Raw genomic sequence first — 24,619 nt, forward strand, 5'->3', positions numbered from 1 at the left:
CGGATTAAACTATTGAGGACAGAAAAGAATATGAGGCAAGTAGATTTAGCAAAGCATCTTAAAGTTGCACAAAGCACACTTTCAGGTTGGGAAAATGGCGCTTACGAAATTGATAATGAAAACCTTTATAAAATGTCTGATTTATTTGAGTGCAGTATTGATTACCTTCTTGGAAGAACTACTGAAAGGAAAAACACTTATTACGCTCTCAACAATAAAGACGAACGAGATATCGCTAAAGAAGTAGAACAAATGCTCGCAGATTTAGATTCCGGTAAAGCTCTCGCATTCAGTGGAGAACCTATGGATGAAGAAACAAAGCGACTATTTGCGATCTCCCTTGAAAACTCTCTGCGTCTTGCAAGAGAGATGGCCAAGAAAAAATATACTCCAAAAAAATATAGAGATACCGAATAAATTACATTATGGGGGACAGTATGATTAAACTCACCGTCGCCCAACTGGTCAAAAAATACAGAACGAACGATCCATTTGACATTGCATCTCAGAAAAGTATTTTTGTTTTTTTTGAAATGTTGGGTGATATGCTTGGCTATTACAATTACAATCGTCGATTCCAAATGATACATATCAACTCAGAAGCAAGTTTTGAAGTACAGCGCTTCACCTGTGCCCATGAATTAGGACATGCCATTTTGCATTCTCATGTCAATACACCGTTCTTGAGAAAACGCACATTATATTCTGTGGATCGAATTGAGAGAGAAGCGAATAGTTTTGCCGTCGAACTTCTCCTTCCTGACGAGCTACTTTTGGAAGGTGCCACAATTCATGAGGCTGCTATGATATGTGGTATTCCTAAAGAAGTTGAACACTTAAAAAGTCTTTAAAATGATTTTTTTCAAAAAAATGAAGTTGCGACATTCAAAAGTAAACGGATGATTCAACGATGTACTCTAGAAGATCAATTGACTGCTTAACAATAAATACCGAGCTAAGGCAAAAAAAATATTAGTTACAATACGCACTCGTGCTTTCCAGCCGCAAGGCTGTTTACATATGCCCAAAAATAGAACATATGTTTGGAGAAAGGAGAAATAAGGATGAGGAAAGTAGAACAGGAACTCCCGACTAACGTACGAGAGCGTGACGGTAAGTACTCCTACCGTTATAGGGTTCCCGCTACCAAGTTCGTTGACGGAAAGGAAGTGAAGAGCAGCAAGGAGAAGGAGTCCCCCCGTTTTGATACCATTCAGGAAGCTGTTGACTTCGGTATCTTGATTCAGGCGCAGAAAATCCAGAAAAAGCTAAAGCATACCGAAGGGCTCACGGTAAGCAATTGGAGCAAGACGTGGCTGAAGCAATACATTCTGGAGCGAGAGCCAACTGGTAACACGATCAAAAGTAGGAAGTACGGCCTTGGAGTCTTGCTGGCACAGTTTGGCGGATTCGATTTAACCGAGGTAACACCCAGTCTTTATCAAGATTTTCTTTACAAAATGAAGGAGAAAGGAAAAAGCCGCAGCACGATTACCACGGTTCATACGGCAGCATCTTTAATGTATGAGCACGCTAGGCGGAATGGACTTATTAAGATGGATCCAACTGAGGATGCCGTCATACCGAGGGAGAAGAAACCTAACCGAAAACGAGGAGAAAAAAAACATGTCCTTCCCAAATTTCTTGAGAAGGACGAGCTAAAAACGTTTCTTCAGTTGTGTAGGTTCATGCTCACGTCCAATTACTGGGTACTGTTCGTTGTCTTAGCCTATACAGGCCTTCGGATAAGCGAGGCCGCTGGACTTCAATGGGAGGACATCGACATGAAGAGAAGAACGATCGATGTAAACAAGCAACTTTACGGCACAAGTGTCCGAAACTACTCATTCATACCACCAAAGAACGAACAAAGCGAACGGATCGTAAGTTTCGGAGACACCGTAGCTAAGGCGCTTGAACTGTTGAAAGAATGGCAGCGGGAAGAACGATTGTCGGCCAAGTCTTTAAATCCTAAAGATGATTTTGTGTTCTGGTGCCCAAGCTTACCGGGTTACCCAGTTGCAGTTACCAGCATCGGCAATATTATGAGGACGGTACTTGAGAAAGCAGATCTTCCTACAAGCCTGACTCCTCACAGTTTGCGACACACCCATGTTTCCCTGCTCGCGTCCAATCCGCGAGTCGGACTGCCAGAGATTCAGGCCCGTATTGGGCACAAGAGCAATTCCAAGGTTACAGAACTGATCTATCTCCACGTTACAAAGCAACGCCAGATCGAGATTGCTGACGACTTCGAGTGGGCAATCAATCATTAAAGTGTGGGTAATTTGTGGGTAACGATTTCTAAAAAATCCTTTTGAAATCTCGGAATTCTGATTCCTGTTAAATATAGAACATGTAATTGTCCGAATGGGTTTCTTCCTTAAAGGTAATCAGATTGGACAAAGTGGTGGAGTCCAGCACATCGGCGATGCTGTCGCGGATGCGCAGCCACAGGTCACGCTTGGCCGGGTCGTCTTCCTCGGTGAAATCCACCGGAGAAATCGGGCCTTCCAGCACGCGGATAATATCCCCGGCTGTGATGCTATCGGCTTCACGGGAAAGCACATAACCGCCATAAGCGCCCCGGATGCTCTTGACCAGGCCGGCATTGCGCAGAGGCGCAATGAGCTGCTCCAGATAATGCTCGGACAAGCCGTTCTTCTCGGCGATGCTCTTCAGTGATGTCGGACCTTCGCCGAATCTGGCGGCAAGCTCCATCATAATGGTTAATCCGTATCGGCCTTTTGTCGATATTTTCAAAGGGACACCTCTTTCAATATATTAGCTGGGTATAGTATAATTAGTAGTTGGTCAAAACAGTAATATCTAAAAATCAGCGTATTCCGATGACCGCTCTTGAATTTATGTTAACATATCCGAAGGCTGATTTGAAACACAAAAGACAATTTTTTTCATTTACGTGTGCATCTCCAGTGGACACTAGGGATCACGTACTTCACATTCTGGAACAAAAGAGGTGACCATGATGGCAAAAGCAATACAAGACACCCGTGTAATCGTCGGCATGTCGGGGGGCGTCGACTCCTCGGTTACCGCGCTGCTGCTGAAGCAGCAGGGCTATGACGTGATCGGGATTTTTATGAAGAACTGGGATGACACTGACGAGTTTGGCGTATGCACGGCGGAAACCGACGCCGAGGATGTCCGCCGCGTATGCGAACAGATCGATATCCCTTACTATACCGTTAATTTTGAGAAAGAATACTATGATAAGGTGTTTACTTACTTTCTCGATGAATACAAAGCGGGACGCACACCGAATCCCGACGTCATGTGCAACCGGGAGATCAAGTTTGGCGAATTTCTGAACAAAGCGCTGCAACTTGGCGCCGATTACGTCGCAACCGGGCACTATGCGCGTGTGGTGGAAGAGAACGGACAGTACAAGCTGCTCCGCGGCGTGGACGGCAACAAGGATCAGACCTATTTCCTGAACGCGCTGAATCAGGAGCAGTTGTCCAAGGCCATGTTCCCGATCGGCCATCTGCCGAAGCCGGAGGTGCGCCGGATCGCCGAAGAAGCGGGTCTGTACACCGCCAAGAAAAAGGACAGCACGGGCGTCTGCTTCATCGGGGAGCGCAATTTCCGCGAGTTCCTGAGCCAGTATCTGCCTGCTAAATCGGGAAACATGGTGGATATCGCGACCGGCGAAGTCAAAGGCCGTCATGACGGCCTGATGTACTACACGCTCGGACAGCGTCAGGGCCTTGGCATCGGCGGCTCCGGCACGGGCGAACCTTGGTTCGTCGCCGACAAGGATCTGGAGAAGAACATCCTGTACGTCGTTCAGGGCGACAAGCACCACAGCTTGTACTCGACGGGCCTGGTCGCCTCCGGCGTGAACTGGATCAGCGGCGATATGCCTTCGGGCGATGCCGTCCGCTGCACGGCCAAGTTCCGCTACCGCCAGCCGGACCAGGGTGTCACACTGACGAAACGGGAGGACGGCTTGTTCCATGTCGCCTTCGACGTCCCGCAAAAGGCCATAACACCTGGTCAAGCCGTCGTGTTCTATGACGGCGAGGTCTGCCTCGGCGGCGGCATTATTGAATACGCCGAGAAGGTTGTGCCGCAGCATCAGTAAGCCGAGTTAAGCATATAAGAGGACGAAACGATAAAGGTGCCCGGCAAGCCGTTTGAGGATGGCTTGCCGGGCACCTTTTTGATGTGCGGGATGATACGGCTGGACAGATCTGGAATCCGACCGTAAAGTCCGTCTACTGCTGCTCTCTTCGCAGCGCCTGGTTATGCCGAATCTTCGCCTCGTTGCCCTGCTCCGTCGCCTGATAGAACACCCGGCGCGAAATGGCATCCGGCAAATACTGCTGCTTCACGAAGTGGCCCGGATAATCATGCGGATACTTGTATCCCCCATGGCCGAGCTGCGCGGAGCCTTTGTAATGCGTATCCCGCAGATGCATGGGCACCTCCGCGGATTTCAGCTCCTCGATCGCCGAAGTGGCCCGCGAAATCGCCATAGTGACGGCGTTCGACTTCGGGCTCTCCACGGCGAACAGAATCGCCTGGGCGATGTTGAGCCTCGCCTCCGGCCAGCCGTTGTTGCGGTAAGCCTCCAGCGCGCTGACCGCCTGCACCATGGCCTGCGGATTCGCCAGGCCAATATCCTCGCTCGCCGCCGCAATCAGCCGGCGGATGAACACAATCGGGTCCATGCCGAGCTTATCGACGGCATAGAGGAACCAGAACAGCGCGGCATCGCTGGAACCGCGGATGCTCTTGTGGAAGGCGGACAGCACGTCGTACTGCGTCGACTCGTCCGCCTTCACGGTCGGCCGCCGGATGGAATCCTCCGCCACCTCCAGCGTGACGTGCACCGTCCCGCCGCTGTCAGGCGGAGTTGTCATGGCGGCCAGCTCCAGCGCATTTAACGCGCGGCGGATATCGCCGTTCGCCATGGTGGCGATGTGCTCAAGCGCGGCATCGTCCACCTGAAGGTCCATAAACCCGAGGCCCTTGTCCTTGTCGGCAAGGGCTCTCTTCATCGCCGCCAGGCTGTGGGTCTTGCCGAGCGCCTCCAGCTGGAACAGCGTGGACCGGCTCATGAGCGCGCCGTTCACATAATGGAACGGATTCTCGGTAGTCGCCCCGATGAAAATAATCGTCCCCTTCTCGACGGCCGGCAGCAGCGCATCCTGACGGGAGCTGTTGAAGCGATGCACCTCGTCCAGGAACAGAATCGTCTTCGTACCATATAGCGATTTGGCGTTCTGTGCGCGCTCAATGACCTCACGGACATCCTTGACGCTCGCCTCCACGGCATTCAGGCGGACGAACTCGCCTTTTGTCTGGTGGGAGATAATGTGGGCAAGTGTCGTTTTGCCGCAGCCAGGCGGCCCGTACAGCAGAATGGAAGAGACCTGGTCCGCTTCAATCGCCCGGCGAAGAAGCTTTCCTTTGCCCACGATATGCTCCTGTCCGATATATTCATCAAGAGTCTCCGGCCGCATGCGGTCAGCAAGAAGACGCCCGTCACGCGTCTCCTCCTCGAACGAAAATAAATCCATGTCGACACTCCTTGCCATAAGCGATATAACTCTATCATACCATTTGCCTGTCAAAAGAGCACAGGCGTTCTGATCCCGCTCCCGCCTGAACCCCTGTGAAGCCTTCCGCTCGCACAGGCTGCGGCTTTGATGTTCATGCCGTGCACCCGGCCTTCCGGTGCCAGGTTATTCGCTGCCCTAGGCAGATCATATACACCAAAGGGAGCTTGGCGACCTTCCGGCTGTGCCATCCTCCCTGATTGTTGTCCGGCTAATGCCGCCCGACTAATTATGAGTGCCCTGCCTGTTCCTTGACCGGCCAGCCTTCTGCCGACTCGCTCTCTTCCGCCGCCTTCACCAGATAGTGAGGCAGGCGCCCGTTATGCAGCAGCCACAGCTCATGCAGCGCCCGGGTGCAGCCGACATACAGGAGCTTGGCGTCCCAAGCCGCCTCACCGTAAGAGCTTAGGTCCGCATCGGCCACGATGGCTGCGTCGAATTCGAGTCCTTTGGACAGATACAGCGGCAGGACCGACAGTCCGCCCTGATATTCCGTCATGCTGCCGTCGATCAGATGAACGTCCTCGAAACGGCCCGACAGCTCAGCGTAAAGCCCCTCCGCATCTGCCAGCGTTCGTGTCAGCACCGCCACGGTGCGGTAATCGCGACCTGACAGCTCGGCGAGCGCAGCGGAGATATCCTCCGTTCGGCTCGCACCATACTCAAGAAGCCGCACGGGATTGCCGCTGCGGAACACCGGAACGGCCAGCAAATCGCTCTTCACGCCGGCACTTAATATCCCGTTGGCAAAATCAATGATTTCCATAGTCGACCGGTAGCTTCGCGTCAGCGCATGATACGAGGTATGCTCCGGAGTGAAGAGCTCCTGCATCTCGCGCCATTCATGCACGCCCTTGTAGGCGTGAATCCCCTGCGACAGATCCCCGAGAATGGTGAATGAATGATTGCGGGCATACAGATCGAGCACGGCAATCTGGAAAGGCGAGAAATCCTGGGCCTCGTCGATGACGATATGGTCGAACTTCTGCACGCCCTCGTCTCCGTTCAGCAGATAATGAACGTACAGCAGCGGCGGAAGGTCCTCCTCCAGCACATGCCCCTTCTTGAGCTGCGTCCGCGTCGATTTCAACACAGCAGCCGGAATCTCCTCCGGCTCTTCTGCCGGCCAATCGACGGGTGGCTTCACAGCCCGAAAGATCTGCTTGTAGATCGTCAGCGGATCGTATTTGGGCCACTTGCCGGCATACGCCTTCTCCCGCTGGGCACCCTTCTTCTTCCGGTCCTTCAACGCCGCGGCGGAAGGGCTCTTCTTCAGCTCCATTTCAATCCAGCGGTGAATCCGGGCCATCACCCGCTCCTTGCGCTTCGCCGGCGGATACGGAGCGTATTCCTCCTTGTACCAGCGCATGATCATCCGCCGGGGCAGGACAGCGCCTTCCCAGGGCGAGAAATCGCCTTCGGGAACCGCTCCCGATTCCAGCAGCGACACCGCTTCTTCGATGACGCCCATCAGCTTCGTGGAGCCTTTGAAGCGCTCCGGCGTCTCCTCTGTGAGGACGGGCATTGCCCCCTTGTTCTCGAACCAGCGGTGCAGCGTCTCCATCACGCCGGTATCTGCCAGCTCAATGCCCAGCAGCCCGGCAGCCCAATCCGCGAAGGTGCTCTGCTGGATATTGCCAACGCCTAGCTCCGGCAGCACGTCGGAGATATAATCCAGGAACATCCGGTTCGGGGCAAAAATAATCATCCGTTCCGCCGACACCTGCTCTTTGTACTGATACAGCAAAAAAGCGAGCCGGTGCAGTGCAACCGTCGTCTTCCCGCTGCCCGCCACGCCCTGGATGATGAGCGCGGTATTTTTGGCTGCCCGGATAATCCGGTCCTGCTCCTCCTGGATCGTGGACACGATATCCCGCAGCCGGTTATCCTTGTTCTCCCCGAGACGGTAGACGAGGAACTCGTCCGAGACGGCAGGGCCGTCGCTCTCGCGGTCATAGGTATCGGCTACCCGCTCCAGAATCTGTTTGCGGATCACGACGTTCCGCTTCAGATACACCAGACCCTCGACGATTCCTTCAGGCGACTCATAGGATGCCGGCTCTGTGCCACCGGTGAACGAATAAAACAGGCTCGCTACCGGAGCCCGCCAGTCGATGACAAGCGGCCGGTCGGATACCTGTTCGCGGTCTACGCCGATTTTGCCGATATAGAGCGGCTTGCGGTCACCCTGACCGTCTTCCTGAAAATCCAGCCGGCCAAAATACGGCTCCTGCCGAAGCTTTCCCAGATTGTTCCTTCTCTGCTCCCGCGATGCTTCCAGCACCTGTTCGGTGTACTCATTCCCGGTATACACCGGTGTATTTCGCAGCTTCTCAAGCTGCCGTTCAATCTCCTCAAGCGCGGTATTCAGCCTTTCCTGTTCCTCTTGATAGGCACTTTGAAACTTGTCCTCCAATTTCAGTTACCTCCTAAAAGTAATACGGGATAATCCCCGTCCCTTAAGGCAAAACCGGCCTGTATGTCCGATCAGCAGAACGCGACCTTACCTAGAGATTCAGACGCGCCCTAATTCAAAAAGGAGTATTATTATATCACAATGACCGATCGAATGCCAAGAATTGTCGCACAAACTCCACAGGTTCTATAACAGTGCGTGCAGAATAAAATTCGCCAGGAATAGCCCCGCAATTCCGTACAGCGCGAGTGGCACTTCGGCGCCTCTGCGAAGCGCAAGCTTGGCAATCGGGTAGGCGATGAAGCCGAAGGCCATGCCGTCGACGATGCTGTATGTGAAGGGAATCATGACCAGGATCAGAAAGGCTGGAAAAGCCTCTGTCGGATCACTGAAGTCCATGACCTGCACATCCTGCATCATGAGGCCGCCGATAATGATCAGAATCGGCGCGATGGCACTGTCCGGCACATAGACAAGCGCCGGAATGAACAGGAAGGTCGCGGCGAACAACAGACCCGCAGTGAGCGAGGTCAGGCCGGAGCGTCCTCCGGCCGCGATGCCCGCGGTCGATTCGGCGGCCGCGACGGCGGGACTGCTGCCCAGGAGACCGGCGGCGATGTTCACAAGCGAGAGCGCCCGCAGGCTGCTCTTGAAGCGCTCGGGATGCCCGGACATCGTCGTCTGGGCCGAAATCAGGCCGATATTCTCGAAGACCACGATCAGCAGCAGGAGAAAGACGGCAATCCAGAATACGAGACTGAGCGCCCCTTTCATGTCCAGGCCCAGAAAGACCTGGCCGTATCCCTCAAAGAGATGTCCCGTCCCCGCATTCTCCCGCCCATGGCCGGCGCCCAGCACATAAGCCAGCAGCGTGCCTGCGATCATGCTGATCAAGAGGCCGCCCCGCGTGCCACGCAGATGCAGCACCAGTGCCAGGACCAGCGTTACGCAGGAGGTGATGACGGCGGGGTCGCTGAAGTGGCCGATCGCAACGAAGGTCGTCTTATGGGCAATGACGATGCCGCTTTTTTGCAGGCCGATAAAGGTCAGAAACAGCCCGATCCCGACGGTGATCGCATGCCGGAGATTGAGCGGGATGGCGTCGCTCAGGATGCGGTACAGTGAAGTGAACGCCACCGCCGCGAACAGCACCCCGGTTACCGTGACTACCGCCAGCGCCTCTCTCCAATCCAGCTTCATGGAATGCACCAGTGTATAGGTGAAAAAAGCGTTGATCCCCATGCCCGGCACCACGATAATCGGCGTCTTACCGACAAAGGCCATCAGCAGGCAGCCGCATACGGCTGTCAGCAGCGTCGCTACCATCCCCGCCCGCAGCGGCATTCCCGCATCCTGCAGAATAGTCGCGTTGACCATTACGATATAGACTGATGCAAAATAGGAGATGAGCCCGGCCCCCCACTCTTTTCTCCGTTCATATTCAGGCTCCAGGCCGAGGCTGCGGCTCCAAAAATTGTTGTTCATATCTGGTACCTCCCCGTACCTTATAGTAATTGCCAGCCGCACCGGGTGACATGCTTGACACGCACAGCAACAGCAGCCGAAATACCGGAGGCCACCGGCTGCGCCGCAGCCAAAAAGGGCGAGACGCCTCCGACGGCGCTCGCCCCTCTTTAAGTCTCACCCGGGCCTTGGCCCGCTGTTAGATTGTGACGCCGCCGGCTGCCAGCAGCTCCTTGACGGCGACGCTGACCATAATCAGCCCCACCACCGGCGGAACGAACGCATTGCTTGCAGGCGGCTGCTTCGCTTTCCGGATATCCGGCGCATTCTCCGGCACGATCTTGTCCGTGACATCCTGGCGCGGCTTCATCGGCTCCTCCGTGGAGAAGACGACCTTTACGCCCTTCTTGATGCCGTCCTTGCGCAGTTTCTGACGGATGACCCGGGCAATCGGGTCCATCGAGGTCTTGGAAATATCCGCGACCTGAAACTTCGTCGGGTCCATCTTGTTGGCTGCGCCCATGCTCGAGATCATCGGGATTTTACGGGCCAGACACTGTTTGATCAGATGGATTTTGTAAAAAATCGTATCCGATGCGTCAATGACATAGTCCGGATTGTATTTGAACAGTTCCTCGTACGTCTCCTCGGTGTAGAACATATTGAGCGCAATCGCTTCGCATTCCGGATTGATCAGCTTGACCCGCTCGACCATCAAATCCGCCTTTTTCTGCCCGATTGTCGTGGTCAGCGCGTGAATCTGACGGTTGATGTTCGTAATGTCCACGGCGTCCTTGTCGATCAGGATGATCCGGCCGACGCCCGTACGTGCCAATGCTTCAACCGCAATAGAGCCGACGCCGCCGATGCCGAGCACCGCTACGGTGCTGTTCTTCATGATTTCCAGACCCTCGGGTCCAATCGCCAGCTCGGTGCGCGAGAACTGATGCAGCATGATGGCTTCCTCCTATTTCTTGGCTTTCTCCTTGATGGCCACCCGGATATGAAGCTCGTCCAGTTGGGCATCCTTGACCGGCGATGGCGCGTCCATCAACAGGTCGGTTGCGCTGGCCGTCTTCGGGAAGGCGATCGTCTCGCGCAGGTTGCTCCGGCCTGTCAGCAGCATGACCAGACGGTCGAAGCCGAAGGCGATGCCGCCGTGAGGCGGTGTGCCGTATTCGAACGCGTCGAGCAGATAGCCGAATTTGTCCTGAACTTCCTCCTTGGACAGGCTGAGCGCGTCGAACATTTTCTCCTGAACGTCGCGCTTATAGATACGCATGGAGCCGCCGCCGACTTCGTAGCCATTCAGTACGATGTCGTAAGCCTGAGCGCGGATCGCGCCCGGATCGGTGTCGAACAGGGCAACGTCTTCCTCGCGCGGGCGGGTGAACGGATGATGCTCGGCCACGTAGCGCTTCTGATCCTCGTCATAGCCAAGCAGCGGGAAGTCGGTGACCCAGGCGAACTTGTACACACTGTCGTCGATCAGGCCAAGCTGGCGGCCGATCCGCAGGCGAAGCGCGCCGAGTACGTCTGCTACGACCTTCTTCGTGTCGGCGGAGAACAGCAGCAGGTCGCCCTCCTCGGCTCCCGTGCGCTCCTTCACCTGGGCGATTTCCTCTTCGGTGAAGAACTTCACGATCGGGCCGCGGAATTCGCCTTCCTTGACCTGAATCCAGGCAAGGCCTTTGGCTCCGTAGCGGGCCGCGTAAGGTCCGAGATCGTCGATTTCCTTGCGTGTCCATGTGCCGCAGCCCTTGGCGTTCAGGCACTTCACTTCGCCGCCTTTTTCAATGACGGATGCAAACACCTTCACGCCGCTGCCGGCTACGATGTCGTTCATTTCGATCAGCTCAAGGCCAAAGCGCAGGTCCGGCTTGTCCGAGCCGTATTTGCCCATCGCTTCGGCATGGGTCAGGCGCTGGAACGGAAGCGCCAGCTCAACGCCGACCGTCTCTCTGAACAGGCGCTGCATCAGGCGCTCCATCATGGAGAGCAGGTCCTCCTGGGACAGGAACGAGGTCTCGATGTCGACCTGGGTGAACTCCGGCTGGCGGTCGGCGCGCAGATCCTCGTCGCGGAAGCAGCGGGCGATCTGATAGTAGCGCTCCACGCCGCCTACCATGAGCAGCTGCTTGTAAATTTGCGGCGACTGCGGAAGGGCGAAGAATTCGCCTTCATGCACCCGGCTTGGCACCAGATAGTCGCGCGCGCCTTCCGGCGAGCTCTTGGTCAGAATCGGCGTCTCGATATCGAGGAAGCCTTCACCATCGAGGAAGTCGCGGAAGATTTTGGCCGCCTTGGAACGAAGCAGCAGCGTCTTGTGCATTTCCGGACGGCGCAGGTCAAGATAACGGTATTTCAGACGGAGAGACTCGTCCACTTCCACACCGTCTTCGATGAAGAAAGGAGGCGTCTTGGCCGCGTTCAGCACGTCGATTTCCGTAATGCGGACCTCGATTTCACCGGTCGGCAGGTTCGGGTTAACGGTCTCCAGGTCGCGCTTGACGACTTCGCCCTTCACAGCGATTACATATTCGCTGCGCACCTTGTCGGCTGTCTGCAGCGCTTCGCCCGAGTATGCCGGGTTGAAGACAACCTGCACGATGCCGCTGCGGTCGCGTAGATCGATGAACAGCACGCCCCCAAGGTCGCGGCGGGTCTGCACCCATCCATTCAAGGTCACCGTCTGTCCAATATGCTCGGGGGTCAGCTGACCGCAGTTGTGAGTTCTTTGCATAAACTATCATACCCTTTCCTTAGTAAAATCTAACTTTAGAAAATCTTATTTCGAAGAAATCCGGCTTGTACAGGACTTTCGTTATCGGAGCCAAGCCGACTGACTGGTCCCGCAGCCTGTTTCTTAGACTCGTTTGAAATACCGCCTTGGTTCGCGCTTCTCAGGTAACACTTGTGGCATAACCTTAAGCCCCTCGTGAGGCGATCTTTCAGACCACGAGACAACCTTGAGCCTGTAAACCTGCCTTCGGACTGTGAAGCTATCTTCAATCTGCGGGACTACCTTCAAGCCCGTATTATGAGTCGAGCTTTAAGCCTGTTCCGCCAGCACTTCGCCCAGATTCTCCAGCTTCACGGTCCGCTGCTCGCCGGTCGCCATAAACTTCAGGGCGATTTCACCCCGCTGCAGCTCTTCCTCGCCCAGAATGGCGGTGAAGCGCGCCGACATCCGGTCGGCGGATTTAAACTGCGCCTTCATCTTGCGGCCCAGATAATCGCGTTCCGCCGAGAAGCCCTGGCTGCGCAGCAGGTACAGCTGCTTCGTAATCTCCGCCTCGGCTTCCTCGCCGAGCGCCACCAGATACACATCCAGCGGCTTGACCGCTCCCGTCTCGATCTTCTGATGCTCCAGGATCAGAAGAATCCGTTCGAGCCCGATGCCTAGGCCGATGCCCGGCTGGTCCGGTCCGCCGATCTCGGCGACCAGGCCGTTGTACCGTCCGCCTCCACCGACGGTGTCGATGGACCCGATGCCCGCCGCCTTATATTCAAAGGCTGTGTGCGTGTAATAGTCGAGCCCGCGAACAAGGCGGGTATTGACTGAGTAATCAACGCCCATCGCATCCAGATGGCTTCGTACCTTGGCGAAGTGCTCGGTGCACTCTTCGTCCAGGCTGTCCAGAATAGACGGCGCGTCCGTGAACTTGTCCTGGTCGATCTTGCAGTCCAGTACGCGCAGCGGATTGCGCTCCATGCGGCGCTGGCAGTCGCTGCACAGGCTGTCCTTCATCGGACGCAGGAAGCCGAGCAGCTTCTCGCGGTATGCCGCGCGGCTCGGAATATTGCCGACCGAATTGATCTCCACCCGGACGCCCTGCAGACCGAGGTCCTTGCAGAATTGGTAGCCGAGGGAGATGACCTCCGCGTCGATCGCCGGATCGACCGCGCCGAACGCCTCGACCCCGAACTGATGGAATTGGCGATACCGGCCGGCCTGCGGGCGCTCATAACGGAACATCGGTCCGATATAATACAGCTTGCTGACATCAGGCTCCCCGTACAGCTTATTCTGTACATAAGCCCGGACAACGCCGGCCGTTCCTTCCGGACGCAGCGCCAGATCCCGGCCGCCCTTGTCCTTGAAGTTGTACATTTCGCCTTCCACGATATCGGTCGTTTCGCCGACGCCGCGTTCGAACAGCTCCGTATGCTCAAACATCGGAGTGCGAATTTCGCGATAATTGAAGCGCCGGCACAAATCTCTGGCCTTTTCTTCGACGAACTGCCATCTCTCCACCGCACCGGGCAGGAAATCCTGCGTTCCGGTCGGCTTCTCGATTCTCTCTTTAGCCAACTTATGATCCCTCCTGAACAATGCCCTTGGAAGATTTGCAAATTTGCATTAAAAAATCCCCCGCCCTGTTTCATCAACAGGGACGAGGGATTATCCTAACGATATTCACCCGTGGTACCACCCACATTCCGGCCGGAATTTCTTACGTTCTTCCGTCCGCTTCAAGCGGTTAACGCCCGCCTACGCGCAGCGGCTACTGAGGCGGATCTGTCCGCTGTTCGCCGTACGTTCTCGGGGAAGTCATTCATTCGCTCATCAACAGAATCCTTGCAGCCGGGTTGAATTACAGGTTGACGGAATCATCAATCATAAATTCAACGGGGATTCCTCTCTGGGGTTGTGGATATCGAATTACTTGGTCCCGTCATCAAAACATTTATTAATAGCCGTATACCCATAGATTCTACTGAATCAAAGCACTAAAGTCAAGGATTAACACCTGATGTCCTCTTTTTGCGGGGCCGGATGTCTTGCAGGAATACGAATGAACAAAAAATGACCCGAAGATCATCTCTTCGGGCCCATCACATATATTATAAAAAAGGGGGTCATGCTGTTATTATAAACAGGCTATATTAAGCGATCATGTACATTATATTACGTGTATATTACAGAAAAGAAAGCGCTTCATATATGACTGGTTTTCGCGTTTTCTTGCCTTCAGAAGCAAGCCCCGCGTCAGGCAGGACAGCGGGGCTTGCTGTGGCTTCCTGCTCCGTGCTAATCAAGGTCTATTCAAAGACCTCAACATAACCGTTCTTGCTGCGGAGCGTATGAACAACAGCGTCAAAATCATCATCGCTGGCCTTGATCTCCATGACGTAACGAAGATCGCCCAGATCTGCATCGTCATAGGCCTGAGTTCTCCCATCACCTATGCCGCTATTGTTATTGCGAGACGTACCATCGACAGCTTCTCCGCCTGCGGCGGCGACTACTGCAGGGTAGGCTGCAGGGGCTGCTCCATAGCTGGCCGGCGCAGTTCCGGTACTGATTCCCCCCAGATTGTTGACAGGCAAGAGCGGGACCAGGAGATTCCGATCGTTGCCGAGCGGGTCCGTAAGCGCCCATACATCCAGCCCGTCCGCTTTATAGCCGATCAGCGCCGTCTTGGCGCCTTCCGCGTCGTCTTCCGTTCTGAAGTAAGCCTGAATGCGTTTGGTCATGATTAGCCCTCCTAAAAGTTTTGTGATGAAATCACTACACTGAGGTACATCCAGCAAAACTGACTTCGTAAGCATTCACTTAGTTTTGTGGTGAAATCACTACACTGAGGTACATCCAACAAAACTGGCTTCGTAAGCATCCTGCCTGAATAAGCGAGACCGGCTTATCGGGATACCGAAACCTTAAGCGACCGGAGCAGCTCGCGAACGAAGGCAGGTTCGTCTTTCGGCGTGCGCGATGTAATAAAATTTTGGTCCACAACCACCTCTTCATCCTTGAAGGAAGCTCCGGCGTTCACCATATCATCCTTGAGCGGAGGGTAGGATGTGATCGTCCGGCCCTTCAGCAGACCCGCGCTGATCAGAATTTGCGGGCCATGGCAGATAGCCGCGATCGGCTTGCCCGCTGAGTTGAATTCCTTCACAAAATTCAGGATTCCGGGGTCTGACCGCAGTCCTTCAGGAGAAGAACCTCCCGGGATCACCACCGCATCATAATCGGCCGCTTTGACTTCGGAGATGGCCTTGTCGGCTGTATAAGAGGCTTCGCCTTTTTTGCCTTTCAGAGTCTCGTCTTTTTTCAGTCCAATAATAACAGCCTCATGGCCGGCCTCTTTAATGGCATCGTACGGAACCTTCATTTCGGAATCCTCAAACTGACTTGCCAGCAGAAAAGCTACTTTACTCATGGTAAAAGTTTCTCCTTTCTGATTTGGTCGTCTACTCTGATGTATTACCCGCCCTGGCTCTTCCTCTAACGGCATAGCTAAGACTAAAGCCCCTTGGCCCTTTAAATGCTGCATCTGAACCGACATAGTAAAAGCACAATGAATTCCCAACCCGGGCAGTGTCTTTGATCGGCAAGCGTGCTTCCACTCTCTCCCGCTCATGTACGCATTATGTACGCGGCAGCAAAAGCCGGCTTTGTCCTTTGCACATCTCGCGTGGAACTGCGGTTTCGCCCGATTCCCTCGCAAAAGCGTTGGCCTCACTCCGGCTGCTTGCCGAAAGAGCGCCGAGCCGGGTCCAGGCGTTGGCCTGAGGTGAAAGTCTCATGTTCATTCTCTCCGATGGCTGACAGGATAGCTGCAACAGCAGTGTGCCCCATCCGTGGGTTCCCTATCCACCATTCACCCGAGCCTTCCGTTCTCTTTCAAAATAAACACTCATTTCTTGAAAAAGAGCTGCTCCCTTAAAATTTCTATAAAAAAAGCTGCTTCGCCGTCTGCCGCGAAACAACTTTTTGTCCTCTCATGAGTACACTGTCCAGGAGTGGCTATACAAAATCCAGAATCCGCCGAAAATCTCCGTCCCATATCTGGTATTTGCAATCGACCTCCGCTGCGTCCGGCGAGCTGTTCGAATGAATATAGATCGCATCGATGCCTGCCCGCCGCGCGCCCTCTACATCGGTTGTATGATCGTTGCCGATCATAACCGCTGAAGACAGGTCGGCTCCGTAAGTATCCGCCAGGTACCTGAAGAACAGCGGGTCTGGCTTGCTGATGCCAGCTTCAGACGAAATAGCGATGCCATCAAGCAGCTTGTCCAGTCCAAGCACCCGCAGCTCCGCTTCGACAAACGTCTTCTGCCCGTTAGAGAGCAGATACAGCTTGCAGCCCTTTTCGCGGAGCGCGAGAAGAGTTTCCTCTACTCCGTCATACAGCGCAAGCCGCCGCATTGACAAGAGACGCAGCCAACGGACCGTTTCCTCCGCCCAGGCTCTCCCGAGCTTGACACCTTTGCGGGCGGCAATCGCCTCGAATGTTTCCTCCATTACGAAATCGGGGAATTCGCAAGGCGTCTTCGGGCAGCTCATCTGCCGGCCGATCTCTTCGTGAAACTCGCGGAACAGCTCCTGAGCCTCCATGGGCACTCCGCCATACCTGAAATGAAAGCTTAATGTCTGCCAGAGCTGATCATCACTCTCGTCGGTATGGATATCGATCAGCGTTCCGTATAAATCGAAAATTACCGTCTTGTACATAGTTCCCCTCCATATATCCGCTGATTAGCTCTACATTGCAATATTATATCGCAAGAAATCGGTCTTGGGTGAAACGTTTAAGTCAGTCTTTAGCTTCAGTTGAATTTCATAAAAAAAAGGACGGAGCCGGAGCGTCCCCGCTCCTTCTCCATCCCTTCCCTTTACGCCCGGCTGTCCACGATCAGGGTAACCGGCCCCCAATTCGTAAGCGAGACATCCATCATCGCCCCGAATATACCGGTCTCTACGCCAAGACCATGCCCGGCCAGCTCCGAGTTAAAATAATCATACAGCCGCTTCGCTTCTTCAGGAGGCGCTGCCCCCATGAAGTTCGGGCGCCGCCCTTTGCGGCAGTCGCCGTACAGCGTGAACTGGGACACGGAGAGTATAGCTCCTCCGGTCTCGGTGACGCTGTGGTTCATTTTGCCTGCCTCATCCTCAAAGATCCGAAGTCCGGCGATTTTATCGGCAAGGTACTTGGCGTCCTTCTCGGTATCTTCATGGGTTACACCCACCAGCAGCATGAGCCCTTCGCCAATGGCTCCGGCCGTCTCACCTGCAACGGTTACCCGCGCCTCCTTGCAGCGCTGCACCACAACTCTCACTTCTGCCACATCTCCCGACGCCAAATTCCTCAAGCTTTCGCTTACTGCATAATCCGGTGAACGGTGTACACATCTTTGACCCGCTTTACCTTTTCCACAACCGAATATAAATGATCCGTGTTCCGAATCAGAATCGTCATATGAATCAGCGCCATTTTATTCTTGTCGGAACGCCCCGTAACTGCTGAAATGTTGGTCTTGCTCTCGGAGACCGCCTGAAGCACCTCGTTCAGCAGGCCACTCCGGTCATGGCCCGTAATTTCGATGTCGACGCTGTAATTCGCCTCCATGCTGCCTTCCCATTCCACCTCAATGACGCGTGCGGCTTCCTCGCTCTCCTCGGCTTTGATGTTCGGACAGTCCGAGCGATGCACCGATACGCCGCGGCCGCGGGTTACGTAGCCCACGATATCATCACCCGGCACCGGGTTGCAGCATCTGGCGAAACGGACCAGCAGATTGTCGATGCCTTTGACACGAACGCCGTTCGTAGGCTGGTTGCGCTTCTCGGCAACCTTGATTTCCTTCTTCTCCGTCGTAAGCTCTAAGTGAGCAACCGCGGCTTCCTCCTGCTCCTTGCGGAGCTTCTCGGTCAGACGCGTGGCGATCTGCGCAGCCGTAATACCGCCGAAGCCGACCGCGGAGAGCATATCCTCGATATCGTTGAACGCAAATTTTTTGGCCGCCTCCAGCAGCTTGTCATCAGTCATCCATTCGGATGGTTCAATACCGAGCCGCTTCAGCTCCCGTTCGATCGCCTCGCGTCCCTTCTCGACGTTCTCCTCGCGCTTCTCCTTCTTGAACCACTGCTTGATCTTGCTTCTGGCATGCGAAGACTGGGCGATCTTGAGCCAATCCCGGCTCGGCCCGTAAGAATGCTTCGAGGTCAGGATTTCGACAATATCACCGGTCTTGAGTTTATGATCGAGCGGGACAATCCGTCCATTCACCTTCGCGCCGATGGTGCGGTTGCCGACCTCCGTATGAATACGGAACGCAAAGTCAAGCGGAACAGAGCCAGCAGGCAGCTCGATGACTTCCCCTTTAGGCGTAAATACGAAGACGAGGTCGGAGAAAAAGTCCATTTTTAGCGATTCGACAAACTCCGAGGCATCCTTGGCTTCATGCTGAAGCTCCAAAATCTCGCGAAAAAAAGGCATCCGGTTCTCAGGATTGGCGGTTGTGCCGCTTCCCTCCTTGTATGCCCAGTGTGCCGCTATTCCAAATTCGGCCGTGCGATGCATTTCCCAGGTCCGGATCTGAACCTCCGTCGGTTCTCCGCCGGGACCCACAACCGTCGTATGCAAAGACTGATACATATTCGCCTTTGGCATGGCGATGTAATCCTTGAAACGTCCGGGCATCGGCTTCCACAGCGTGTGGATAATGCCCAGCGTGGCATAACAATCCTTGATGTTGTCAACGATAATCCGTATCGCCAGCAGATCGTAGATTTCATTGAACTGCTTGTTCTTCGTCGTCATTTTGTTGTAGACGCTGTAAATATGCTTGGGGCGGCCTGAAAGATCGCCTTCAATGCCCATTTCGTCCAGCTTGACGCGGATGCGGCTGATGACGCTATCGATGAACTGTTCGCGCTCGGCGCGTTTTTTGTGCATCAGATTGGCAATCCGGTAATACTGCTGGGGGTTCAAATAACGGAGCGCAATATCCTCCATCTCCCACTTGATCGCGGAAATACCGAGACGGTCGGCGATGGGACAGAAAATCTCCAGCGTCTCATACGAGATGCGCCGCTGGCTTTCTTCCGATTGATATTTCAGGGTACGCATATTATGAAGGCGGTCCGCCAGTTTGATTACGATCACACGGATGTCCTGCGCCATGGCGATGAACATCTTGCGGTAATTCTCGTTCTGCTGCTCTTCCTTGGACCGGAAACGGATGCGCTCCAGCTTGGTCAGGCCGTCTACGAGCATGGCGCAGGTGTCGCCGAATTTCTCCCGGATCTGTTCGAGCGATACCGTCGTATCTTCCACAACATCATGCAGCAGAGCCGCAATAATTGAAATGACATCCATCTGCATGCCTACAACAATATCGGCAACCGCTAACGGATGCAGGATGTATGGCTCTCCCGATTTGCGCACCTGCCCGTAGTGGGCCTGGTCGGCAAATTCATAAGCTTCTTGTATGCGCGGAAGGTCTTTTTCTTTTATATAGGCTCCGGCCTTTTCCAGTAATCGCTCAATGCCCATACTCGTCGTATCCGTGTCCTTTCTGTAATAAAATGAACCCGAGCCGTAGCGCTTGCACGCAGGCAGGGTTCGGTTCGTAAGTTTTCCTATAATTATGACGCTTGCGGCGGATTACGTCAACACTTCCCACCTTGTGGCATTTCTCAAACGATTCGATTGCAGAAGCCAGGAAATTGCATAATCCCGTGAAAATGTTGTTGAAAAAAAGAGACAATCTATATAATCTGGTAAAGGCGGTTTTCCTTACAGCCGACGTCAAGATTTCATACCAACAAGGAGTGAACGGATTGCAACGCGAAATTCAAGTCAACGAAAGGCTCCCTCTGGGACCGGGCTTTCTCTTAAGCCTTCAGCATTTATTCGCCATGTTCGGCAGCACGGTGCTGGTTCCCAATCTGTTCGGGGTTGACCCCGGCATGATTCTTCTCATGAACGGTATCGGAACACTGCTGTACATTTTGATCTGCAAAGGAAAAATCCCGGCCTATCTCGGCTCCAGCTTCGCCTTTATCTCGCCTGTCTCGGCTGTGCTGCTCGATCATAAGAGCGATCACAGCCACGGTTATTCACTGGCGCTGGGCGCTTTTATCGTGACTGGCATTATTTTTGTCCTCGTCGCCCTGATCATCAGGTACGCTGGAACGCGCTGGATCGATGTCGTCTTTCCTCCCGCCGTCATGGGCGCGATCGTCGCCACGATCGGTCTGGAGCTAGTGCCGATAGCAGCACAGATGGCCGGACTGATCGCTCCCTCCGGAGCGGCTGACTGGAAGCCTGACCACGGAGCCATTACTCTGTCGATGGTCACGCTGGGCGTGACGGTGATCGGCGCGGTGCTGTTCCGCGGCTTCCCCAAGATCATTCATATCCTGATCGGGATCACCACCGGCTACGTACTGGCTTATCTGATGGGCCGGGTTGATACGGCGGCTATTTCGAAGGCGCATTTTCTTGCCCATCCAACCGTGACAACGCCTTCATTCGACTGGTCGGTCATCCTGACCATTATTCCGGTGTCGCTTGTTGTCATCGTGGAGCATATCGGGCATCTGCTCGTGACGAGCAACATTGTGGGCAAGGATCTCACCAAGGAGCCGGGGCTGGACCGCTCGCTGATGGGCAACGGCATATCCACCATTATTTCCGGATTTGTCGGCTCTACTCCCAATACGACTTATGGTGAGAACATCGGCGTCATGGCTCTAACCAAAGTGTATTCCGTATACGTTATTGGCGGAGCGGCGATTATTGCCATCCTGCTGTCATTCTCGGGCACCTTCTCTTCCATTATCTCCAATATTCCGCAGCCGGTCATGGGCGGCGTCTCGCTGCTGCTGTTCGGGGTTATCGCCGCTTCGGGCCTCCGCATTTTCGTGGAGCAGAAGGTCGATTTCGCCAAGCCGACCAATATGATTCTCGCGTCGATCGTGCTCGTTGTCGGTATCAGCGGCACTACGCTGACGTTTTGGGGCATTCAACTGAAGGGGATGGCGCTTGCGACAATTACGGGCATGGTCCTCTCCCTGTTGTTCAAGCTGTTTGAGGTATTGGGCCTCTCCAATGACAAGGAAGAAATCAAGCAGGCAGAAGCCTCCGACGTTTAATAGCCCTGCAAGGGATTGCAGGGGATGGGCGCAGAAGCCAATCCACGATAATTTGTAGACACGATAATTAGCAAAATGAAAAACCGGCAGACCTCCGTGCATGGGACGGACAGTCTGCCGGTATTTTATTTCCCGGAAAATAGTAAAAAGTCGAATCCTCCCGTTAACCTGGCATCAGGTTCCTGGAAATGGTTTTAATCTTCGTAGCTCAGAAGGGAAATGATTTCAACGTCAGGCAGTTTCTTACGGCCTTCGAGGAGTTCAAGCTCGATTAGAAATGCCGCTCCCACCACATTGCCGCCAAGCTGGTTGACCAGGTTAACCGCTGTAGAGATTGTACCGCCGGTAGCGAGCAGATCATCGGCGATCAGCACATTTTGTCCCGGCAGGATGGCGTCGGTATGTACTGCGAGCCGGTCTTTGCCGTATTCCAGATCATACGCGGCTTCGATCGTCTGATACGGCAGCTTGCCGCTCTTGCGGATCGGCACGAAGCCAACACCCAGCGCGTATGCAAGCGGAGCCCCGACTACAAAGCCCCGTGCTTCGGGTCCGGCGATCACATCAATTTTCAGATGGGCCACACGCTCTTTCAGCGCGTCGATGGCCTGACGGTACATAGGACCGTCCTTAAGCAGTGTTGTAATATCCTTGAAGCTGATGCCCGCCGTCGGAAAATCCGGTATCACGCGGATAATCTCTTTGAAGTCCAAACTAACTCCTCCTAAAAGTTTTGATAGCATACGCTTCCTTGAATATTACTTCGCAAAACTGGCTTCGGAAGCATACGCTTAGTTTTGATAGCATACGCTTCCTTGAATATTACTTCGCAAAACTTGCAACGGAAGCAGGTTATGAAACACCCAGACGCCGCGACTCCATCCACTGCCACAGCTCCTCCGGACTGCTCTCCATGAAGTAGCGTTCCATTTCCGCCAGCTCACTGAGCTGGACGAACCGGCTCGAAGAAGTTAATTCCCGTGCAGCCGGACGGGTCACAAAAGCAATCCTTCCCGATTCCTTCCGGATAAATTCAAGCTCCTCGAATACATCCAGCATCATTCTCAGCATCCGCAGACTGAGCGGCAGCTTGCGCCCCAGCGTCAGCAGCGCCTCCTGCTCGGACACCGGACTCGCGGCAATTGCCGCCAGCCATTTGTAGATGGCTTTAAAATGATCGCGCGTCGGTACGAGAAGGCGGTCCCGTTCGCCTGGCAGCGAATGAAGGAGCGCGATGTTCTCCACATTCGGAAAAGCCTCCAGCACCGCATCCAGCTGCCGGGCCGATTCCGGCATGTCCAGCAGGCAGACCAGCGTGACCGAATCCGCATCGCTCTCCGGACTGTCCGCCGGAGCAATCCCGTTACACTCATCATATACCCAGAACGGTACGCCCTGCCATTCCGGCTGCATCCGTTCATGCAGCCGATTCTTGCGGACCAGCGCGGCTGCGCGCGATTGTCCGCTCGCCGGAGGCAGCAGCACGCTGCGCAGGCGCTGCATCTTCACCGCGGAATCCCGGGCTCCGCGGAAATCGAACAGCTGCGGCTCCGGTATGGCCAGGTCTTGCAGCATGAGCTGCACCTTACGGGAGCCGTTCCATTCATTGATCGACAGCTCCGCCAGAACGTCGATCACGGTTCCCCGGGGGAGCAACTCCGCAAGCTCCCCTTTGCCGAAGGCGACGGCGTCCGTCGTCACGCCGCCCTGGCGGAGCGTCAGCTTCAGATGCCGGCTGCCCTGCCCCATCGTGCGCGTCTCCTGAACGACCGCGCCGCGCACAATAAACTTCGGCAGAGGATTGCTCATGCCGAATGGGGCCAGCAGCTCAAGCTCCTCGGCCGCTTGAAGCGTCAGATCGGCCAGCTTGTACTCACCGTCCGCCGGCGTAACCGGTACAAAATGCTCCTCCCGCAGGACGCCGGACGCATAGGACTCAAGCGCGGCGGCGAACTCCTCCAGCCGGTCGCGGTGCAGGCTCATCCCTGCGGCCGCCGGATGGCCGCCGTAGTGATCCATCAGCTCGCTGCAGGAAGACAGCGCCGAGTAAATGTCCAGACCGGGAATCGAACGGGCGGAACCTTTGCAGGCGCCCGTCTCCGGATGAATGTCCAGGATGATGACCGGCCGGTAATACCGCTCCAGAAGCTTCGAGGCCACAATGCCGACCACACCGACATTCCAGCCCGCCCCCGCCAGAACAATCACATGCGGGAGAGAGCCGCCGTTCATTTTCTCTTCAAGAGCTGCCGTTGCTTCCGTAACGATGCGTTCCACTACCATTTGCCGCTCTTTATTCAGCATGTCCAGTTCCGAGGCAAGCTGTTCAGCTTCATCAGCGTCTTCCGTCGTCAGAAGGGACACTGCTCTTCCTGCGTGATCCAGCCGCCCGCTGGCATTAATCCGGGGAGCCAGTGCAAAAGCGACATTGATCGCCCCGACCCGTTCAACCGGAACCGTGCTTATTTCCAGCAGCGCCCGAATCCCGGGATACCGGGTTGTGCGCATGCTGGCAAGCCCCCGCCGGACCAATGCCCGGTTCTCGCCAAGCAGCGGCATCAGGTCGGCGATCGTTCCAATCGCAACGATCTCTGTCCACTCCTCGGGGACATCTGTACCAAGCAGGGCCTGAGCCAGCTTATAGGCTACTCCGACTCCGCACAGTCCCTTGAAAGGATATGGGCAATCCGGAAGCTTGGGATTGATGAGCGAGTAAGCGGGCGGCAGAACCTCGGGAGGTTCATGGTGGTCCGTAACGATGACGTCTATGCCGAGCTCATTGGCATATGCAATTTGACTGCAGGCGCTGATGCCCGTATCAACGGTAATGATCAGCGTGACTCCCTGCTGCAGCGCCCAATCAAGCGCATGATTATGCAGCCCATAGCCTTCATTGGAGCGGTGGGGAATATAGATATCATATGACGCTCCCAGCCGGCGCAGCAGGTAGATCATCAGCGACGTGCTGGACACCCCGTCCGCGTCGTAATCGCCGTATACGAGAATATGCTCCCCGTCCTCAAGGGCTCTGCGAATCCGGGGAACTGCCTCTTTCATGCCTTTAAGCAGAAACGGATCATGCTCTTCATCAGCGCCTCCGTGGATGAACTGCATCGCTGTCTCGGGCTCCGTCATTCCCCTCGCAGCCAGCAAGGAAGCAACAAGGGGAGAAATAGAAAGTCTCCGGGCCAGTTCCCCGCCAAGGGCGGGGTCGGCAGCCGGAGATTGCCATTTGGTTTTGGAATGAAGCACAAT

At 54.9% G+C, this 24,619-nt stretch carries 20 protein-coding genes; 5 read left to right on the forward strand and 15 right to left on the reverse strand.

Going from position 1 to position 24,619, the window contains the following annotated elements; translation table 11 throughout:
* The 3 genes from KIH86_RS08615 to KIH86_RS08625 form a co-directional block, all read left to right on the forward strand.
* On the forward strand, window positions 1–417 hold a 417-nt coding region (locus KIH86_RS08615), incomplete at its 5' end, for a helix-turn-helix domain-containing protein (protein ID WP_268964131.1).
* Window positions 418–437: 20 nt separating this feature from the next.
* Window positions 438–851, forward strand: a complete 414-nt coding sequence (locus KIH86_RS08620; RefSeq protein ID WP_235775323.1) for an ImmA/IrrE family metallo-endopeptidase — start codon at window positions 438–440, stop codon at window positions 849–851.
* Window positions 852–1,043: 192 nt separating this feature from the next.
* On the forward strand, window positions 1,044–2,276 hold the full coding sequence (locus KIH86_RS08625; RefSeq protein WP_223110395.1) for a tyrosine-type recombinase/integrase: 1,233 nt from the start codon (window positions 1,044–1,046) through the stop codon (window positions 2,274–2,276).
* A 67-nt stretch (window positions 2,277–2,343) separates the two neighbouring features.
* Here the strand turns inward: KIH86_RS08625 and cymR are convergent, their stop codons facing one another.
* On the reverse strand, window positions 2,344–2,763 hold the full coding sequence (gene cymR, locus KIH86_RS08630) for a cysteine metabolism transcriptional regulator CymR (protein WP_223110397.1): 420 nt from the start codon (window positions 2,761–2,763) through the stop codon (window positions 2,344–2,346).
* Window positions 2,764–2,989: 226 nt separating this feature from the next.
* Between cymR and mnmA the strand changes: the two genes are divergently transcribed.
* Window positions 2,990–4,108 (forward strand): tRNA 2-thiouridine(34) synthase MnmA, encoded by a 1,119-nt coding sequence (mnmA, locus tag KIH86_RS08635; RefSeq protein ID WP_223083991.1) that lies wholly within the window; start codon window positions 2,990–2,992, stop codon window positions 4,106–4,108.
* 133 nt (window positions 4,109–4,241) lie between these two features.
* Here the strand turns inward: mnmA and KIH86_RS08640 are convergent, their stop codons facing one another.
* The 12 genes from KIH86_RS08640 to KIH86_RS08695 form a co-directional block, all read right to left on the reverse strand.
* Window positions 4,242–5,549, reverse strand: coding sequence for a replication-associated recombination protein A (locus KIH86_RS08640; RefSeq protein WP_223083992.1), 1,308 nt, complete (start codon window positions 5,547–5,549; stop codon window positions 4,242–4,244).
* 268 nt (window positions 5,550–5,817) lie between these two features.
* Window positions 5,818–8,004 carry a HelD family protein gene (locus KIH86_RS08645; RefSeq protein ID WP_223083993.1) on the reverse strand — a complete coding sequence of 729 codons (2,187 nt, stop codon included), beginning with the start codon at window positions 8,002–8,004 and terminating at the stop codon, window positions 5,818–5,820.
* Window positions 8,005–8,190: 186 nt separating this feature from the next.
* The gene (locus tag KIH86_RS08650; protein ID WP_223083994.1) at window positions 8,191–9,489 is read right to left on the reverse strand and encodes an NCS2 family permease; all 1,299 of its coding nucleotides are present in this window, start codon (window positions 9,487–9,489) and stop codon (window positions 8,191–8,193) included.
* A 178-nt stretch (window positions 9,490–9,667) separates the two neighbouring features.
* Window positions 9,668–10,423 carry a tRNA threonylcarbamoyladenosine dehydratase gene (locus tag KIH86_RS08655; RefSeq protein WP_223083995.1) on the reverse strand — a complete coding sequence of 252 codons (756 nt, stop codon included), beginning with the start codon at window positions 10,421–10,423 and terminating at the stop codon, window positions 9,668–9,670.
* Window positions 10,424–10,435: 12 nt separating this feature from the next.
* Entirely contained in the window at window positions 10,436–12,211 is a 1,776-nt protein-coding gene (aspS, locus tag KIH86_RS08660) for an aspartate--tRNA ligase (protein ID WP_223083996.1), read from the reverse strand.
* 309 nt (window positions 12,212–12,520) lie between these two features.
* A complete protein-coding gene (gene hisS, locus KIH86_RS08665) occupies window positions 12,521–13,783 on the reverse strand; it encodes a histidine--tRNA ligase (RefSeq protein ID WP_223083997.1) in 1,263 nt (420 codons plus the stop codon).
* A gap of 731 nt (window positions 13,784–14,514) precedes the next feature.
* Window positions 14,515–14,949, reverse strand: coding sequence for a hypothetical protein (locus KIH86_RS08670; RefSeq protein ID WP_223083998.1), 435 nt, complete (start codon window positions 14,947–14,949; stop codon window positions 14,515–14,517).
* 164 nt (window positions 14,950–15,113) lie between these two features.
* The gene (locus tag KIH86_RS08675) at window positions 15,114–15,638 is read right to left on the reverse strand and encodes a type 1 glutamine amidotransferase domain-containing protein (protein ID WP_223083999.1); all 525 of its coding nucleotides are present in this window, start codon (window positions 15,636–15,638) and stop codon (window positions 15,114–15,116) included.
* A 208-nt stretch (window positions 15,639–15,846) separates the two neighbouring features.
* Window positions 15,847–16,005, reverse strand: a complete 159-nt coding sequence (locus KIH86_RS08680) for a hypothetical protein (RefSeq protein ID WP_223084000.1) — start codon at window positions 16,003–16,005, stop codon at window positions 15,847–15,849.
* Between the two features lie 220 nt (window positions 16,006–16,225).
* Entirely contained in the window at window positions 16,226–16,936 is a 711-nt protein-coding gene (locus KIH86_RS08685; protein WP_223084001.1) for an HAD family hydrolase, read from the reverse strand.
* Window positions 16,937–17,097: 161 nt separating this feature from the next.
* On the reverse strand, window positions 17,098–17,541 hold the full coding sequence (gene dtd / locus KIH86_RS08690) for a D-aminoacyl-tRNA deacylase (protein ID WP_223084002.1): 444 nt from the start codon (window positions 17,539–17,541) through the stop codon (window positions 17,098–17,100).
* A 41-nt stretch (window positions 17,542–17,582) separates the two neighbouring features.
* Complete coding sequence (locus tag KIH86_RS08695; RefSeq protein ID WP_038697926.1) at window positions 17,583–19,760, reverse strand: RelA/SpoT family protein; 2,178 nt, start codon at window positions 19,758–19,760, stop codon at window positions 17,583–17,585.
* Window positions 19,761–20,047: 287 nt separating this feature from the next.
* On the opposite strand from KIH86_RS08695, the gene uraA reads away from it, so the two are divergent.
* Window positions 20,048–21,364, forward strand: a complete 1,317-nt coding sequence (uraA, locus tag KIH86_RS08700; protein WP_223084003.1) for a uracil permease — start codon at window positions 20,048–20,050, stop codon at window positions 21,362–21,364.
* Between the two features lie 194 nt (window positions 21,365–21,558).
* Here the strand turns inward: uraA and KIH86_RS08705 are convergent, their stop codons facing one another.
* Window positions 21,559–22,077 carry an adenine phosphoribosyltransferase gene (locus KIH86_RS08705; RefSeq protein ID WP_223084004.1) on the reverse strand — a complete coding sequence of 173 codons (519 nt, stop codon included), beginning with the start codon at window positions 22,075–22,077 and terminating at the stop codon, window positions 21,559–21,561.
* Between the two features lie 139 nt (window positions 22,078–22,216).
* Window positions 22,217–24,616: a single-stranded-DNA-specific exonuclease RecJ gene (gene recJ, locus KIH86_RS08710; protein ID WP_223084005.1), complete on the reverse strand. Its 2,400-nt coding sequence runs from the start codon at window positions 24,614–24,616 to the stop codon at window positions 22,217–22,219.
* Window positions 24,617–24,619 lie beyond the last annotated feature (3 nt).

It is taken from the genome of Paenibacillus sinensis (assembly GCF_019904155.1).
Lineage (GTDB): Bacteria > Bacillota > Bacilli > Paenibacillales > Paenibacillaceae > Paenibacillus_AQ > Paenibacillus_AQ sinensis.